This window comes from Exiguobacterium sp. s16 (genome assembly GCF_018618115.1).
Classification (GTDB): domain Bacteria; phylum Bacillota; class Bacilli; order Exiguobacteriales; family Exiguobacteriaceae; genus Exiguobacterium; species Exiguobacterium mexicanum_A.
In genome coordinates this window covers 303796-321766 of record NZ_JACSLM010000003.1, presented here as the reverse complement: position 1 = coordinate 321766, position 17971 = coordinate 303796, and the positions used below count along the sequence as shown (strand labels likewise).

Here is a 17971-nt window from a genome sequence, read left to right as displayed (position 1 = left end):
AAAGGATGATGCCTTATGAACCGCGTCATGAAATGGATTATCGGGATGGTTATCGTAAGTATCGTGATTGGACTGCTCCTCCTGTTGTTCACGTTCGCTCCTGGAGGCTGGATGATGGGAAACGGAGCATTCATGGGAGATCGGGACAATGGCGGCATGATGCACGGCAATGGTGGGATGGGACGTGGGAACACGATTGACCTCATCACCTCCGACGAACCAGCTCAACCGCTTCCGATTCCGAAACGGCTACAACCTGACCGCGTCACAGACGAGGCGCTTTATTATACGGTCCGCACTGAACGTGGCGAGCATCGCTTCTTCGACGAAGGCGTCAACACCGAGACGCTTGGCTATAACGGGACTTTACTCGGCCCAATGATTGAGTTGCCAGCTGGGAAGACCGTGTATATCGACACGATCAATCAGCTCGCCGAACCGACCTCTTTCCATTGGCACGGTCTCGTCATCCCTGGAGAAGAAGACGGCGGACCGCACCAACTGATTGGCCCCGGTGAGCAAAAACAAGTTCGTCTCGAGGTTGACCAAGAACCGGGCACGCTTTGGTTCCATCCGCATCCGATGGGCGCAACGGCCGAACAAGTATACCTTGGTCTGGCCGGACTCTTGTACGTAACGGACCAAGCGGAGAACGGGTTGCCAAACGAGTACGGTGTCGATGACATTCCGCTCATCGTCCAAGACCGTCTCTTCACAGACGACGGACAACTCGATTACGATCGCCAGATGAACGTCGATGGGACGGTCGGCGATACGTTGATTGCGAACGGTGCCATCAATACGACGTTCGACGTGACCACGAACACGTTACGCGTCCGTCTCGTTAACGGCTCTAACGCTCGGAACATCGACTTCTCATTATCGAACGGATCGTCATTCACTCAAATCGCGACCGACGGCGGGTTGCTCGACAAACCCGTACCACTCAAAACGTTGACGCTCACACCTAGCGAACGTGCCGAGATATTAATCGACTTCTCAGACTTGTCGCTCGGAGACGATCTCGCTCTTCAAGCGGATGGGATTCCGTTCACGACGTTCACGGTGCGTGACGAGGTCGATCAAGACGGCGAATGGAGCGATGCCTTTGACGGAACGTCTGCGTCTAACGAATCAAGCGTTGCCGACCGACGCCTCACGTTGTTCGGGATGGGCAACATGGTGTCGATTGACGGCAAACAATTCGATCCCGATCGAATCGACATCAATGTCCAACAAGGTTCGACCGAGATATGGGAAATTTATAATCGAGAAGACATGATGGGCGGGATGACCCACCCGTTCCACGTCCACGGCGTCCAATTCCGGATACTTGAACGGGACGGCCAACCCCCGCCTGACAACGAACGCGGTTGGAAAGATACGGTCGCTGTCGCACCGGGCGAAAAAGTAAAAATTGAAATGACGTTTCGGGAGACAGGGACGTTCATGTATCACTGCCACATCCTGGAACATGAAGAAAACGGGATGATGGGACAGTTGAAAGTAAACTAATCACACGTTAATTGGAGGGAATAGGAATGAAGATAAACAAAAAACTTGGAATGATGACGATGGCACTCTCACTGAGCGGTTTGCTCGTTGCTTGCGGCGAAGATGAAACGACGAACAATGACACGAACATGAATGACCAGATGGAAGAGACGATGGACGGAAACGACCATTCAGGAATGGATATGTCCGGGTCTGGTGACGTCCCCGAAGGCTTGAAGTCAGCGGAGAACCCGACGTTCGCGGTCGGTGACACGGCCATCATCACAGAAGCCCATATGCCAGGTATGGAAGGAGCCGAAGCGACGATTGTCGGTGCTTACGACACGGTCGTATACAGCATCTCGTATGATCCGACGCATGGGGGTGAACGTATCGAAGACCATAAATGGATTATCCATGAAGAAGTCAAAAACGCCACGACCGAACCATATGAGGTCGGCGATGAGATCGATGTCGAGGCTGAACATATGGAAGGAATGGGCGGCACGACGGCAACCGTCGATTCGGCTGAAAAGACGACCGTCTATATGGTCGACTTCACGTTAGAATCAGGTGAAGAAGTGACCAATCATAAATGGGTCACCGAGGAAGAACTGTCGGCACCATAATCGAAATATTCATCTGAACGTGATCACGCCTTCTCCGTAAGGGCAGACACGCTAAACCGGGGCGCATGCCTCGGTTTTTCTTATGTATAGAGGAAGCACTTCAAGGAAAGGACTGACAAAAACGGCTGATTCTCATCGGTCTTTTTTATTTAGGCCAAACTAATTAAAATTACCCTGTTTTTCAAAAGCTAAACTATGAGAAATCGGAGTTTTTTTGAATATTAGGCATATATTCTTTTACCAACAAAACGTTGTATGTCTCAATTACGTTGGTACAACTCGACTTTTCCCACTACACTGTCGTTTTCATAACGATTATACTTTTTTGAAATATAAATGACATATTAGAATCTATTTTTTGATGGTAAAATTTTTTTGTAAGGTAATTATCATTGTTCTGTCGCATTGTTACATAATTGAAAGGATTTACCATACTATGAAAAAACAACTAATGACGATTACATTAGGCGCCCTTCTTGTTTCCGGCTTGACACTTCCCGCTTCGACACCGGTAGAGGCAGCTACATCGTATAAAGTCAAAGTCACGACGAATGTCCTGAACGTGCGGAGCGGCCCATCGACGTCTTACCAAAAAGTCGGCAGTGTCAAACTCGGCCAAACGTTCACCTATCTCGGCGCGACCGGTTCATGGACGAAAATCAATTATAACGGCAGTACAAAATACGTCTCGAGTACATATGTAAAAAAATATAGCAGCACATCACTCCAAACGGCGACAGCGGGCAAGCTCCTCATGCCGACAAAAGGTACGTTGACGCAAGGGTACGGCCCGGCGAGCGGAAAATATGGCTACACGTTCCATAACGGCATCGATTTGGCGGCCGCCAAAGGCACGACGGTTCAGTCGGCAGCATACGGCCAAGTCATCGTCGCCCGGAACTACGGCGCCTACGGCAACCACGTCATGGTTTCACACACGATCAACGGTCAAGCCTATACGACCGTCTACGCCCACTTGGACCGCTTGAACGTCGTCAAAGGACAGAAGGTCGCCAAGGGTGGGAAAATCGGTACGGTCGGCAACACCGGCAACTCGTTCGGGAACCATCTCCACTTCGAGGTCCATAAAAACAAATACGTCTATAGCAGCTCAACGGCTGCCAATAGCGTCAACCCATACACGTTCTTCTAAGCCTGACGCCTTCCTCGCATCCTCGAGGGAGGCGTTTTTTCCTAGAATCGAGACCGAATCGTCCAAGTGTCCCGATCATGACCGGTTTTTAGCTAGGCCCATGGGTGGTATAGGGAATTAAGGCGGAATATCGTATAATGAATGGGAATGCTACGCACTTACTTACTTTCATAATATAACCTTTGATGGAAAGGAGGTTCTCTCATGAATCGAAAGTCATTTTATCCGGCACGGCGAAATCATGGACGGTCCGCGAGCAGTCGATCCGTCGTGACGAAGCGCGCCCGCTCCCCTCACGCCTTCCCGATCGCCTCGCTCGTCGAAGAGGTGCAGGATGCCGTCTGCTATATCGACTTCACACGGAACCATCTGTATTCGAATGAACAGCTCCGTGCCATCTGTCCGTCGATGGAGACCCGTCGCTTTCCAAGCATGGACGATATGACCCGTTTCTTTTATGAGACGCTCGAGCGGAACGGGGCCGATATGACCGACTTGACGCTGTTTTGGGATGAGCTGTTGACGAACCGGTTCGGCTGTTGCCCGAGCATGGATGCGAAGTCACTCCGCATCGGCGAGCGGACGATGCAAGTCATTTCGAACTTCACGCACACCCCGCGTGGCGTGTTCATCATGTGGCGCGACATCACCGACTCGATCCGATTCGAGGAACAGAAGGATGCCTTCCTCGCCGAGCTGTCCCACGAGTTCCGCTCCCCGCTCACAGCCATCAACGGCTACGCCGAACTGCTCATGTACCAGCATAGCGACAACGACAAGACGCACGGGATGTTGACGCTCGTCAAACGGGAAGCCGAGCGGCTCGAGCGCCTCGTGGACAACTTCCTCGACTATCAGCGGGTGAACTATTCCGAAGAACTGTTATCGATGTCGACGTTCGCCTTGCGACCGGTGCTAGAGGACGTCGTCGCCCACTACAAGGCGACTTCTCCCCAGCACGACGTCATCTTGTCAGCCGACGACGTGACGATCGAGGCCGACGAGGAAAAACTGTTGCAGTTGCTTCACAACTTGATTGGCAACGCCATTAAGTACTCTCCGGACGGCGGCACGGTCTATGTCGAGATGACGACCGAGGGCGACACGTACGTCCTGTCGGTACGGGACACGGGGATCGGCATCCCGAGCGACGCCATCCCGTACGTGTTCGACGAATACTACCGCGTCGACTCGGACGCCCACCGTCCGATCAAAGGGACCGGGCTCGGCCTCCGCATCTGCAAACGGATCGCCGAGGCACACGGTTGGGGCATTCACGCCGACTCAGTGTACGGAGAAGGAACGACGTTCTCCATCTATCTGTATTCCCACAGCACAACGAGTACGACACTGCTCACGGAACAAGAGACAACCGACTAAAAAGGGTTTGGCCGAGGCCAAACCCTTTTGTCATGCTGCTTGATCGCTTGATATGTCGCACTCGAGCCCTTGTTCACGCATCGCTTTCGCGTGGCGGAAGAACAAGCCGAACAGTGTGACCGTGCCGATTGTGGCCAAAATATACGGGAGCACCCCGTCCATCTTGAAGCCAATCGGTGCCGTCAAAATGTAGAACCAGACGACATACAACATGAACGTTCCCGGCAACAAGGCGATCCAGTAGTTCCGTCCTTTGATATACAGATACGTCGCACCGACGAACAAAGCGATGACCGCCGTCGTCTGGTTGGCCCAGTTGAAGTATTGCCACAACAGACGGAAGTCGACTTTCGTCAAGATGAACGACAAGACGAAGAGCGGAAGCGCGATCCACAACCGTGACGTGAACTTCTTCTGGACGATGTTCAAGTAGTCGGCGATGATCATGCGGGCACTCCGGAACGCCGTGTCGCCTGACGTGATCGGCAAGACGATGACACCGAGGATGGCGAGCGTGCCGCCGATGCTACCGAGCATGAGCGTCGCCACTTCTTGGACGACGAGCGCCGGCGTGCCGGCATTGATCATGGCGAGCAGTTCACCCGGCTCGAAGATGGCCATGGCGGCAGCCGCCCAGATCATGGCGATGATCGCTTCGACGATCATCATGCCGTAAAAGATGCTGCGACCGTTGCTCTCTTTCATCGTCGTCCGTGAGATAATCGGCGACTGAGTGGCATGGAAGCCTGACAGTGCCCCGCACGAGATGGTGAAGAAGATGAGCGGCCAGAGCGGTAAGCCGTCCGGATGCATGTTCGTCAACGTCATCTCCGGGATTTGATAGCCTTGCGTGAATAGACTGACGGCGATGCCGACGGCGCTCAACAACAGAAGCGCCCCGAAGAACGGATAGATGCGGCCGATGATTTTATCGACCGGGAGCAGTGTCGCCAAGATGTAGTAGGCAAAGATGCCGAACGTGACGATGGCGAGCGTCGAGCCGGTGCCGTCGAACAAGTTGTTGATCATATTGGCCGGTGACGTGACGAACACGGTCCCGACTAAGAGCAGTAACAGCAACGCGAAGCCGTTGACGACGTGGCGGAGCGACCGACCGAGGAACTTCTCGGCAAGCTGCGGCAAGTGCGCCCCGTTGTTGCGAAGCGAGATCATCCCGGTCAAATAGTCATGCACCGCGCCGGCGAAGATGGAACCGAGCACGATCCACAGGAATGCGACCGGGCCATACAAGGCACCCATGATCGGCCCGAAGATCGGACCGACCCCGGCGATGTTCAACAGTTGAATCATCGAGTTGCGCTTCGTCCCCATCGGCACGTAGTCGACGCCGTCCTGTGACGCATAGGCGGGCGTCGTCCGCTCTTCTTTGATACCGAACGTCTTCTCGACGTACCGGCCGTAGACGAGATAACCGAGCAATAATAATCCTAAAGCAATGAAAAATGTAACCATCGAGTGGTCCTCCTATATATAAGTTATTTATGATTTCTTCATGTGAAATATATCACATGATTAATATAGCAGGGTCCTCGGCTGTTGAATAGATGATTTTGCTCACAATTTCACATGAAAATATAACTGTTCATCGTTTAGACAAACGTTGACGTTGAGCCGTTTTCATGAAAACGCTTGCTTTTAGAATGAAATGATTCGAAACCGGGAACAGTCGAACAGAGAGAAGCAGAAAGGATGATTTTCGTGAAACGTCAACGTGGATTTTTAGCACTCCCGGTCGCCGTCGCCTTTGTCCTCATCTTCGGCTTGTTGTTCGATAACTGGTGGCTCGGACTCGGGATCGGCATCGCGATGTTCTTCGCGTTCCAAGGGACGAAGAAGAAAGCTTGAAACTTTTTGAGGCGACACCCGTACAAATTGGACAAAGGAGGAGTTCTCCATGTCCAATAAACAGACGACCGGCAGCTATGCCTTCCCGCTCGCCCTCGCAATCGGTGTCTCGTTAGCCATCGCCCTCGACAACTACTTGATTGGGCTCGCGATTGGCGTCGGGATGTATTTCGCTTTTAGTGATTCGCCGAAGAAGACATGACAAAGCCCGCTTCATTGAGCGGGCTTTGTCATGTATACCCGCGCCTCGTGCGGCAACAGTTGATCAGTGTCATTGATGAGGTTATGCAACACGAGGTCGTATCCCTCTGTCGTAATCGGAAGTGCATGGGAATCATCCGAATGATTCAGGACGATAACGAACCGTTCGTCCCCTAATGTACGTTCATACAGATGCAACGACTCGTCTTGCGGGAGCAAGTCTGTAAAGTCGCCATACACGAGTGCCTCATGCGATTTTCGCAGTTGAATCAGCTGTTGATAGTAACGGAAGACGGAATCTTCTCGCGCTAAGTCCGCCTCGACGTTCAGTTCGACATAGTTCGGGTTAACCGTCATCCATGGGGTGCCGTCTGTGAAACCGGATTCGGACTGGGCGTTCCACTGCATCGGTGTCCGGGAGTTATCACGGCTGAGCAGTTGCAGGCTCGCCAACACCTCTTTTGCCTCTCTTCCTTTACTTACTTCTTCCACATAACGATTCTTCATGGCGATATCTTGGTAATCGTCAATCGATTCGAACGTGACGCCGGTCATCCCGATCTCTTCCCCTTGATAAATGTACGGCATGCCCGGGAGTGTATGCGTGAGCGTGGCAAGTAGCTTGGCCGAGGCGACACGATGCTCCCCGTCATTCCCGTAACGCGTTACTTGCCGTGTGTGATCGTGGTTGTTCAAGAACTGCGAGTTCCAGCCCCGCCCTTTCAACCCTTCATACCAATCGCGTTGAATCGCTTTGAACCGCAACATATCCCATGTCGGCATTTCGTCGGCGATTTGGAAATGGAACAGTGTATCGAGTTCATGGCGAGCCTCGTCGACATAGAGTGCTCCTTCTGCTGGCGTCACGAATGGAATTTCACCAACTGTCATGCAGTCATAGTGCCGCAACACTTCCTCATGCATCTCTTGAAGGTACTCGTGGATGCCCGGATTATTCGCCAAGTAACTCAAGTCATATGGATTAGCGACATCCGACAAATCTTTCCGTTTCGCGAGCAAGTTGATGACGTCCATCCGGAACCCATCGATGCCTTGATCGAGCCAAAAGCGCATCATCTTATAAATCTCGTGTCGCAACTCCGCGTTTTCCCAGTTCAAATCCGGTTGTTCGACGGCGAATGAATGGTAATAATATTGCCCGCTCTCCGCATGATACTCCCAGCACGACGGCGCAAAGTACGAGCGCCAGTTGTTTGGTGCTTTTCCGTCTACCGGGTCATGCCAGATGTAATAGTCTCGTTTTGGTGAGTCGACCGATGCTTTCGCCTCTAAAAACCATGCATGCTGATCAGATGTATGATTGACGACGAGGTCTAGAATGACCTTGAGCCCGATGGCGTGTGCTTCCTGAAGCAAAAGCTCGAAGTCCTTCATCGTGCCCGCCTTGTTCATGACTTGGTAGTAGTCGGCGATATCATAGCCGTTGTCTTTATCCGGTGAGACATAGAATGGGTTCAGCCACACGACGTCTGCCCCGAGTTCTTTGATGTACGGCAACTTTCGGCGCACCCCTTCTAAATCACCGTATCCATCCCCGTTCGTGTCGAGGAAACTACGCCAGTACACTTGATACACGACGGCCTCTTTCCACCATGTTCGCTTCATTCGATCTCCTCCTCATCAAAAATGCCTCGAGCATCACCACTCGAGGCTTTGTTTTTTAAATCCGTGTCAAGACGTTGTCGAGCGTGAGACCGGTCGTGTCTGTGAAAACGAGATCGGCCTCGGTCAACACGGCCGGATCTCCGATGCCGACGGCAAACATCCCAGCCGCATGGATCGCTTCAACCCCCGCGACCGCATCTTCCACACCGACACAGTCCTTCGGCTCGACAGCTAGCGCTTCGGCTGCTTTCAAGAACACTTCCGGATGTGGTTTCGAGTCCACGACGGTTGCCGCATCGACGATATGATCAAACGCATGGAGCAAACCGAGTTGACGTGTCACCATGTGAGCGTTCTTTGACGCCGACGCCATCCCAATCTTATAGCCTGCCTCTTTTAGTTCGCTTAAAAACGCCTCGACTCCTGGCAGAATATCATCGCTCGTAATCTTCGAGATGAGCGAGACATAATGTTCATTCTTTTTCGTAGCGAGTCGCTCCTTCTCTTCGGGTGAAAAATCGTTCTCTCGGCCTCCATGGCGAAGGATCCGTTCGAGCGATTCGGTCCGGCTGACGCCTTTGAGCGTCTCATTGAACTCACGGTCAAACGGGATGCCGAGGTCTTCGCCGAGTGCCTTCCAAGCCAAATAATGATATTCGGCACTATCGGTGATCACACCGTCTAAATCAAAAATAAAAGCTTTCATCGTCAATCTCCTTATTTGTCCCCACCGATTCGCAACCCTTGCATGAAGTACTTATTCAGTAGGATATACAAAATGATGATTGGAATGATACTGACGACTGAAGCCGCCATGATGTAGTTCCACTGTGTCGCGTTTTGACTTTGGAACGACTGTAGTCCGAGCGTAAGCGTGTATTTCTCGGGCGACGTGATGTAGAGGAGCGGTTTTAAGAACTCGTTCCAGAAGCCAAGGAATACGAAGACGGCTTGCGTCGCGACCGAGGCTTTTGCCATCGGGAAAACGATGCGCCAAAACGTCTGAAACCGGTTAAGGCCATCGACTTGTGCCGCTTCTTCGACTTCGCGCGGGAAGTTGATGAAGAACTGTCGCATCAAGAAGATGTACGCGAAGTTGATTGCCCCGGGAATAATCAAGGCAGAATACGTATCGAGAATCCCGAGCGAGCGCATAATCAAATAGTTCGGGATGAGCAAAATCTGTCCCGGTACCATCATGACTGCGAGAATCAAGAGGAATAAGTAGTTCCGTCCCGGGAACCGAAGCCGCGCGAGTGAATAACCCGCCATCGTGTTGAAGATGACGTTCACGATTGTCCCGACCGTCGCAATTAAAAACGAGTTTAGGATCCATCGCGGGAACAGTGGATCTTTCGTAAAGATATGTTCAAAATTGGCGAGTGTCGGGTTTTCCGGCCAAAGCGTCAGTCCCCCGGCCACAATCTCACTATACGGTTTGAACGATGCGAGCACTGCCCATAGGAATGGATACAGTGTGACGAGCGCGTAGGAAATGAGAATGACGTACATCACGATACGCGGCCATTTTTTCTTTTTCATATCCATTCCTCCTTAATAGTTGGATTCTTCCTTGTTCAACTTACGGGCAAGCATCGACACTGTGAAGATGATGACCGTCAAGATGATTGCGAGCGCTGACGCATAGCCCATCGTCCCAATCGTCTTGAACGCATATTGATAGATGATGAGCGAGAAGGTGAGCGTCGCATTGTTCGGTCCCCCGGTCCCTCCGGAGATGATATATGCCTGATCGAACAACTGGAAGCAACCGATAATCCCCATCAATAAGACGTAGTTTGTGACCGGCGTCAAGTTCGGCACCGTGATCTTCATCAATTTCTGCCACGCGTTCGCCCCGTCAAGTGACGCCGCTTCATAGAGTGACGATGGAATATCTTGCAGTCCCGCCAAATAAATGGTCATGAAGAACGGGACCGTCGACCAGATGTTCATGACCATGATGGTCGTGAGCGCAAAGTCGGTCTCGTTGATGAAGTTGACGGGTGCCTCGAGAAACCCAAGGCTGACGAGGACGTTGTTGATTGGACCGTTCAAACTGAATAAGAACATGAAAATCATCGTGAGCGCCGAACTCGATGTGAGTGTCGGCAAGAAGTAAATCGTCCGGAACGTGTTTTGGAACCGAATCCCTGAATTAAGGACGGCAGCCATCAACAGGGCAATCGCCGTTTGAATCGGCACGACGAACAACGCATATCGGAACGTATTTTTCAATGCGGTCCAGACCCGGTCATCGTTCCACGCGTTGACGTAGTTATCAAAGCCGACCCATTGGAAATCGATGCCGCCAAATAAATTGACGCGCGTAAACGACAAGAACAGCGAGTACGCAATCGGAAGTAACGTGAATGTCACTAAGATGATCAGCGTCGGCAACATGAACGTGATGCCCTGCATCGATTCACGACGGTTGCGCTCACTACCTTTTTTCTTTTTAGGCGGTGGTGCTTGCGATGCCGCATCCGTACGCCGATTGATTTCGAGCTGTGTGCCCATATGATCCTCCCTCTCCGAACACAACGAGGCTCGCGCGGTTACGCGAGCCCAATTGTTTCTTTATTGCAATTGCGTCTCGATGTCTTTATTCGCTGTCTCTTCTGCTTTTTTCATCGCTTCTTCAAGCGTCATGTCGCCTTTTAGAGCTGCCGGCAACAAGTTGTTGTATTCACGGGCAACGATTGAGAGGGAGTCCCCTTTTTGCCAAGGAGTCGCATACGCTCCAGCTGCAACGAACGGTGCTTTCAACTCATCGTCTTGAAGGTTAAGCTCTTCTGCAATTGATTTGAGTGACGGAAGGACGCCTGCCCCTTCAGACCAGATTTTCATACCATCTTTCGATGTTGCGTAATCAATGAACTCCCAACCCGCGGCTTTCTCTTCCGAATCGCTATTGAGTGAGTACGATACAGTGAACATCATTGAACCGCTATCGCCACCGATTGTCGGGACTTCTTTCGTTCCCATTTCGACATCCGGGAAGTTTTGCTGGATATGTGAAATCGCCCAGTTCCCTTCAATCATGATGGCAGCTTTTTCAGCCCCGAACGAGTCACCGGCCCAACCTTGACCAAGGTCAGCTGGACGTTGAACAAGTTTATCTTGGTAGGCATCCACAAGTGGCTGCAAGGCAGCAATTTGATCTTGTTGCGACAAGACCGCTTTCCCATCTCCATCGACGATATCTGTGCCACCTGACTGAAGTACGAACATATGACGCGCTAACTCAGATGATGTGATGGCTGGCGTCACACCAGATGGGAGCTCCCCCTGTAAATCTTTCAAGAACCCAGGAAGTTCTTCCATCTCCGTCGGAATATCGTCCGCTGTGAATCCGGCATCCTCAATCATCTTCTTGTTATAATAGAGACCGAGCGTTGAATAGTCTTTCGGTAGCCCGAACAACCGATCTTCTGATTTAAAAGCATTGATGGCCGGCTCATAAAAGTCGCCCAAATCTTTTTCAGTTTGGTCTACATATTGATCGAGTGGCTCGAGCACGCCTTGCTTCGAAAGTTCAGGGGCAAGAAAAGCATCGACATAAAAGACATCTGGTGCCGTTCCCCCGACAAGGTCAGTTTGAAGTTGTGTTTGATAATCGTTATAAACTTTCTTCTTCACTTTGATGCCTGTCTCGTCCGTGAAAGCCGCTAGCAATTCATCGAACGCTTTGACTTCAGCGTCTGTCCCTTTCCACGTCCCGACCGTGATTTCTTTCCCTTCAAGCTCAGACGGGTCTGAAGCAACTTGCGCCTCCTCTTCTCCGCCGCACGCGGCAGTGAACACAAGACCTGATAGCATGAAAACAGATAATGGCTTTGATACTTTTTTATTCATGTGTAATTTCCTCCTTATGGATGATCAAACTCGAATTAAAGTAACCGCTTTCAACTCACAACCTGATTTTATACCCGAAACGTTTCGGAAATCAAGTGTTATTTTTAAACAGGCTTAAAACCCTTATTTTTAGAGGTTTACAGACATTACACTCTCCGTCTAGACTATAGATATCAAATCATAAATCGAACATTACCCATAACGTTTTCATAGAGAAGGAGTTTACCACCATGGCCACTTTGAAAGATGTCTCCAAAGCGTCAGGTTTTTCCGTCACGACCGTGTCCCGGGCGTTGAACGGGTATGACGATGTGAACAAAGAGACGCGGGACAAAATTATGAGCGTCGCGAAAGAGCTCGGCTACAGCCCAAACATCCTGGCCCGTAGCTTAGTTAAGAAACAATCGAAGACGATCGGTTTTCTCGTCACCGACTTAAAACGAGAGAGTGTGAAAGATAATTTTCTGTTCGAGACGCTCTGTGGCGTATCGGACGAGCTGTCCATGCTCGATTACGAGTTCGTCCTCCTCTCGACGACGACTTCTAAACAAAAAAATAAGACATACGGCCAGATGTGCGCCGAACGCCAGCTTGACGGTGTCGTCATCCAAGGGTTGAAACGCGATGATCCGTACTTGCTTGAAGCCATCGAGAGCACAGTCCCTTGCGTATTAGTCGACATTCCCGTCGAAGGTGTGAACACCGGATACGTGACTTCAAACCAACTCGAAAGCGCCAAGCAGGCCGTCCGCTATTTGATTCGACTCGGACACCGTCACATCGCCTTCATGAACGGTGCGGCCCACGCGTATGTCTCGACGGTCCGATATGACGCATATCGTCAAGTGCTTCAAGAGAACGGGATCGAGTTTCGTGACGATTACGTATTGAACGGTGATTTCGAAGAACTCGCCTCAAAAAGCGCGGCCTTGCCGTTTTTGCTGAACCATCCCGAGGTGACCGCGTTCTTCTGCGCTTCCGACGTGATGGCGCTCGGTGTCCTTCAGGCCACACGCGAACTCGGCTTGAATGTGCCGGAAGACCTGTCGATTATCGGGTTCGATAACATCTTATTGTCTCAATATGTGTCCCCGCCCCTCACAACTGTCGGCCAACAGCCGTATGAGATGGGCCGTAAGGCAGCTTCGATGGTCGTCCATATCGTCGAGGGACAAGACGTGCCGCACGAGGCGTTCGTCAATAACGAGCTGATTCTAAGAGAATCGGTCGCGAAAAATCGGCGATGATCATTCATCGCCGATTTTTCGTATCGTCATAAACGCAAAGATGCCGACGGTCGCCCAATATAGAACAGCTAGCATCGGCACGGTGACCGGCAATAAAGCGATGACCGTTCGCACTAACAGAGGTGCCGTGATGCCATAAGCCGTAATCGTCCACGCCTCTTTATAGCGAATCGGCACGAAGCGACGGAATCCGAGTCCTGCGAGCGCGAGGAAGGAAATGACGACGAGATGAATCAATACGTCTACCACGATCGCCCCATAAATGTAGAGCGGATAGAACCATTCCAAATCGTCGAGAATCCGTGCGACATCTCGTTCCGTTAATTCCGTCTCGCCTAAAAATTCGAGTAAGCTACTGTATTCCTTCAACTCAGTCGAGACACCGCTACGTTTGAAGACCCAGCCCGAATCATCCAACAAGAGCGTCTGCAACGCATCCGTTTCACGTTCCTCTCCTACCATCACTGCCAAATCCAGCACTTCCATGTTGAATAGGAATGGCTCTTCGTATTGAATTCCGTCCTCTGTGACTGTAAACGCCGGCAAATTCGTTGGCGTTTCGTTTGATTGGTTCACCCACTTTAAACCAAATACGAACGCATTCGCCAACATCACCGCGATGATCACATAGAAGATTGACTTCCAGATTGATTGTTTTCTCCACGCTTGTACCTTTTCGAATTGAAACCCCAGACTAGCAATCACCTGCTCCATGTCAAACCTCTTTTCTAAAACGTTTCTGACCCCATTTAATCACGTTTTCGAAGCTAAGGAAAGAAATTAAAGGAAAATTAGTATTGAATATCCGAAACGTTTCGGATAGAATGGGGTCGAATCAAGAAAGCGCTTTATTATACAGGAGGTTACAAGGTGACGAATACACTGATGAACTATACGACTGGTACTGGAGAGTTAGAACATTGGCTCGTCTCAGAGGACGGGTTCCGCACAAAATGGCTCGGTAAAGGAGAAGCCGTCTTTTCACTTGGAAACGGCTATATGGGACTTCGTTCGGTTACGGAGGAACACTATGCCAACGAGCAACGAAATTTATTCGTCGCTGGAACATTCAATAAATTTGCTAATAACGAAGTGACGGAACTTCCGAACGCGGCGGATGTGTTGTGGATGGAGTTTACATTGAACGGGATTCGGTTTGACCTCACCCAAGGTACAATTCTCACGTATCGGCGTACACTCAACTTGAAACAGGCTGAACTGGTACGTGAAGTGACGTGGCAAAGTCCTGACGGTGACGTCTATGACCTCGTCTTCCGTCGTTTCGTGTCGATGGCCAACTTGCATGTCATTGCCCAACGCGTCACTGTCACACCAAAGCAAGAGAGCGTGTTGACGATGACATCCGGCATTAATGGACAAATGACCAACAGTGGCGTCCAACACTTTTTAGAAGGCGACAAACGTCTCTATGACGGCCGTTTCATGCAACAGCTCCAAACGACGACAGAATCCGGCATCGACTTTGCTTTCCATAGCGTCCACCGATTCAGTCAACATGAATTATTCGAACCGAAATCCATCATCAAGATGGACCGTCGCCAAATTTTCTTCGACTATTCAAACATCGTCATCCCGGCGAACGAGACGCTGACAATCGAGAAATACTCGACTGTTTTCACTTCTCGTGATCAAGAATTGCCAGTGGACACAACAGCAGAACTTGCAAACTATGCGTTGAGCGTGACGCGCGAAGTCGAAGCACGTGGCTATGACCGTTTGTTTATCGATCACGTCAATGCTTGGGACAATCTCGTCTGGTCGCACGCACCGATCACCATCGAATCAGAAGAAATGTTCGATCAGTTGGCCGTTCGGTTCGCCCAATATCATTTGGCAGTCATGACACCGAAACATGACAATCGGATGAACGTCGCGGCGAAAGGTTTATCAGGTGAAGGTTATAAAGGGCATACATTCTGGGACACAGAAATCTTTATCTTGCCTTACTACACGTACACAAACCCAAAAATCGCACGTAGTTTGCTCGAATATCGTTATCTCTCGTTGCCAGGAGCGCACCGAAAAGCGAAAGAGAACGGATATGAAGGCGCGATGTTCCCTTGGGAATCGGCATGGCTCGACGACGGTGAAGTGACACCGGTCTGGGGTGCAGCCGACATCGTGACCGGGGAAGCCACAAAAATATGGTCTGGCTTTATCGAGCAACATATCACGTCCGACATCGCGTTCGCGGCTTGGCAATACTATCATGTCACGGGTGACCAAGACTTCATGGACAGTTACGGCTATGAATTGCTCATCGATACGGCCAAGTTCTGGGCGAGCCGACTTGAGTGGGATGAAGCAGAGGGTCGTTATGAAATCAATCAAGTCGTCGGTCCCGATGAATATAAGGAACATGTCGACAACAACGCGTTCACGAACTATACGGCGCACTGGAACATCCAAACAGCGATTGAATACGTGGAACTGCTCCGCAATGAGAAACCAGAACTATACGAGCGGTTGAACGAAAAACTAGATCTTAGGACAGCCGACGAACGGTTCCGCCACGTCCTCGATTTGATTTACTTACCACAAGTCCGTGAAGACGGTGTCTTGCCACAAGATGATACGTATTTGCAGAAAGAAATCATCGATTTGACGAAATACAAAAATCAAGAAAACGTCGGCTCGATGTTCTACGACTACAACCTTGAGCAAGTGAACGAGATTCAAGTATCGAAACAAGCAGACGTCATGATTTTGATGTACCTGCTCGAAGACTTGTTCCCAGCAGACGTCAAACGTGCCAACTGGGAGTACTATGAGCCGAAGACACTACATGACTCGTCGCTCTCTCTCTCAACACATAGCGTCCTCGCCTCTGATCTCGGCGATCAAGAACTCGCCTACGACTTGTTCCGTCGCGCATCTGAAATCGATCTCGGGCCGAACATGAAGACATCCGACGCAGGCATCCACGCAGCGTCGCTCGGTGGGATTTGGCAAGCGGTCGTCAACGGTTTCGGCGGCGTCCGGATGACAGGCGGAAACTTGCGCATCTCGCCAATGCTCCCGAAAGCATGGAACGCCCTCGCGTATTCGATCGATTGGAAAGGTGAGACGCTTGACGTTCACGCGTCACAAGATCAAGTCACCATCACGCGTCGAACACCATCGACCGAACCGCTCATCATCGAAGTATATGGCGAACAACGAGAAATCACGGATACGTTCACAAGTGAAGTGTTGTCCGTATGAGCTATCGTCCCTGTTACCATTTCGCTCCGCCCTTCGGTTGGATGAACGACCCGAACGGACTCTGTCAGTTCAACGGTGTCTATCATTTGTTTTATCAGTATCATCCGTTCGGTGTGGAGTGGGACGATATGTACTGGGGACACGCCACATCGACCGACCTCCTTCATTGGGAACATAAACCGATTGCACTTCGGCCAGATCATGACTATGACCGCGACGGCGTCTTCTCCGGAAGCGCCTTAGTGAAAGATGGGGTACTTCATCTCTACTACACGGGCAACACATGGCTCGACGAGAAACGGGAGACATTGCGTCAAGTCCAGTGTCTCGCCACTTCCGCCGATGGAGTGACATTCGTGAAGTCCGCACAGAATCCTATCATCTCTGAAATCCCGCAACAGGGAAACGCCCATGTCCGGGACCCAAAGGTATGGGAAGCGGACGGCCGTTTCTACATGGTACTCGGCACGCGTGACGCGACGGACGGGAAAGTCGTCTTGTATGGATCGGACGACGCCATCCATTGGTCCGAGCGTGGCGTCATTGCCGGAGAAACCGGACGCCACGGTTGGATGTGGGAATGCCCGGACGTCTTCTCGCTTGACGGTCAAGACGTATTGCTCCTATCACCCCAAGGAATGGAGCCAGACGGTGACCGGTATCATAACCTACATCAATGTGGGTATTTCGTGGGTACACTCGATCTCGAACTCCCGCATTTTACGCATGGTGCCTTCACTGAACTCGATTATGGTCATGACTTTTACGCGGCTCAAACGTTCCTCGACGAGCGCGGCCGGCGTATTTTAATCGGATGGAATGCGATGTGGGAATGCGAGTGGCCTGAACAAGCCGAGGGATGGACGAACCAGATGACGATTCCACGTGAACTGTCGCTTCGGGATAATCGTTTATACATGACACCGATTGAAGAGATAATTTCGCTTCGACAACAAAGTCATGTGTTGGCTGGTCCGAAGTTTGAAGGAGATTCGTTCGAATTGTCCTTCGAGACGCAAAACGATTTTCAATTCGACTGTTTCGGGAACGCCGCTACTTTCTCGAAAACAGGCGATTGGCTCGAATTGACACGAGGCACAGATGTCCGCCGGCTACAGGCAACAGGCACGACGTTCCGGATTTTCGTCGACGCGTCTTCTATGGAGGTATTCGTGAACGATGGCGAGTTCGTCTTCTCGAGCCGCGTCTATCCAACGTCTTCACGCACCCATCAACTACGTGGTGACTTAGAAGCAATCTTACACCGTTTTTAACCGACAACACCCGAGACA

The 17971-nt window shown here is 51.0% G+C and carries 16 protein-coding genes; 9 read left to right on the top strand and 7 right to left on the bottom strand.

Annotated elements, in window-relative coordinates; all coding sequences use genetic code 11:
• Positions 1–15 precede the first annotated feature (15 nt).
• The 4 genes from KNP86_RS08635 to KNP86_RS08620 all read left to right on the top strand — a co-directional run bounded on the left by KNP86_RS08635 (position 16) and on the right by KNP86_RS08620 (position 4656).
• On the top strand, positions 16–1515 hold the full coding sequence (locus tag KNP86_RS08635; protein WP_214753746.1) for a multicopper oxidase family protein: 1500 nt from the start codon (positions 16–18) through the stop codon (positions 1513–1515).
• Between the two features lie 26 nt (positions 1516–1541).
• Positions 1542–2123: a YdhK family protein gene (locus KNP86_RS08630; protein ID WP_029594721.1), complete on the top strand. Its 582-nt coding sequence runs from the start codon at positions 1542–1544 to the stop codon at positions 2121–2123.
• A gap of 436 nt (positions 2124–2559) precedes the next feature.
• Positions 2560–3276, top strand: a complete 717-nt coding sequence (locus KNP86_RS08625; protein WP_214753744.1) for a peptidoglycan DD-metalloendopeptidase family protein — start codon at positions 2560–2562, stop codon at positions 3274–3276.
• 204 nt (positions 3277–3480) lie between these two features.
• A complete protein-coding gene (locus KNP86_RS08620) occupies positions 3481–4656 on the top strand; it encodes a sensor histidine kinase (protein ID WP_214753742.1) in 1176 nt (391 codons plus the stop codon).
• A gap of 30 nt (positions 4657–4686) precedes the next feature.
• On the opposite strand, the gene KNP86_RS08615 is transcribed toward KNP86_RS08620, so the two are convergent.
• Entirely contained in the window at positions 4687–6129 is a 1443-nt protein-coding gene (locus KNP86_RS08615) for a carbon starvation CstA family protein (RefSeq protein WP_214753740.1), read from the bottom strand.
• 246 nt (positions 6130–6375) lie between these two features.
• Here KNP86_RS08615 and KNP86_RS08610 point away from each other — a divergent pair, with 246 nt between their 5' ends.
• Both KNP86_RS08610 and KNP86_RS08605 read left to right on the top strand, forming a co-directional pair.
• Positions 6376–6522: a hypothetical protein gene (locus KNP86_RS08610; RefSeq protein WP_167491745.1), complete on the top strand. Its 147-nt coding sequence runs from the start codon at positions 6376–6378 to the stop codon at positions 6520–6522.
• 49 nt (positions 6523–6571) lie between these two features.
• Entirely contained in the window at positions 6572–6724 is a 153-nt protein-coding gene (locus tag KNP86_RS08605) for a hypothetical protein (RefSeq protein ID WP_214753850.1), read from the top strand.
• An 11-nt stretch (positions 6725–6735) separates the two neighbouring features.
• Here the strand turns inward: KNP86_RS08605 and KNP86_RS08600 are convergent, their stop codons facing one another.
• From KNP86_RS08600 to KNP86_RS08580, 5 genes are read right to left on the bottom strand one after another with little or no spacing between them, the layout of a single operon-like run.
• The gene (locus tag KNP86_RS08600; protein ID WP_214753738.1) at positions 6736–8349 is read right to left on the bottom strand and encodes an alpha,alpha-phosphotrehalase; all 1614 of its coding nucleotides are present in this window, start codon (positions 8347–8349) and stop codon (positions 6736–6738) included.
• A gap of 55 nt (positions 8350–8404) precedes the next feature.
• Entirely contained in the window at positions 8405–9055 is a 651-nt protein-coding gene (gene pgmB / locus KNP86_RS08595) for a beta-phosphoglucomutase (protein ID WP_034779166.1), read from the bottom strand.
• An 11-nt stretch (positions 9056–9066) separates the two neighbouring features.
• Complete coding sequence (locus KNP86_RS08590; protein WP_084592872.1) at positions 9067–9891, bottom strand: carbohydrate ABC transporter permease; 825 nt, start codon at positions 9889–9891, stop codon at positions 9067–9069.
• Between the two features lie 12 nt (positions 9892–9903).
• Positions 9904–10869: a carbohydrate ABC transporter permease gene (locus KNP86_RS08585; protein WP_034779170.1), complete on the bottom strand. Its 966-nt coding sequence runs from the start codon at positions 10867–10869 to the stop codon at positions 9904–9906.
• Between the two features lie 60 nt (positions 10870–10929).
• Positions 10930–12207, bottom strand: coding sequence for an ABC transporter substrate-binding protein (locus KNP86_RS08580; protein WP_214753736.1), 1278 nt, complete (start codon positions 12205–12207; stop codon positions 10930–10932).
• 230 nt (positions 12208–12437) lie between these two features.
• Between KNP86_RS08580 and KNP86_RS08575 the strand changes: the two genes are divergently transcribed.
• A complete protein-coding gene (locus KNP86_RS08575) occupies positions 12438–13454 on the top strand; it encodes a LacI family DNA-binding transcriptional regulator (protein WP_034779173.1) in 1017 nt (338 codons plus the stop codon).
• Here the strand turns inward: KNP86_RS08575 and KNP86_RS08570 are convergent, their stop codons facing one another.
• On the bottom strand, positions 13455–14168 hold the full coding sequence (locus KNP86_RS08570) for a DUF1189 domain-containing protein (protein ID WP_034779176.1): 714 nt from the start codon (positions 14166–14168) through the stop codon (positions 13455–13457).
• A 171-nt stretch (positions 14169–14339) separates the two neighbouring features.
• Between KNP86_RS08570 and KNP86_RS08565 the strand changes: the two genes are divergently transcribed.
• On the top strand, positions 14340–16679 hold the full coding sequence (locus KNP86_RS08565) for a glycoside hydrolase family 65 protein (protein WP_084592924.1): 2340 nt from the start codon (positions 14340–14342) through the stop codon (positions 16677–16679).
• Positions 16676–17953: a glycoside hydrolase family 32 protein gene (locus tag KNP86_RS08560; protein WP_034779178.1), complete on the top strand. Its 1278-nt coding sequence runs from the start codon at positions 16676–16678 to the stop codon at positions 17951–17953. Before KNP86_RS08565 ends, KNP86_RS08560 begins: the two co-directional genes overlap by 4 nt.
• The last annotated feature ends 18 nt before the right edge of the window (positions 17954–17971 follow it).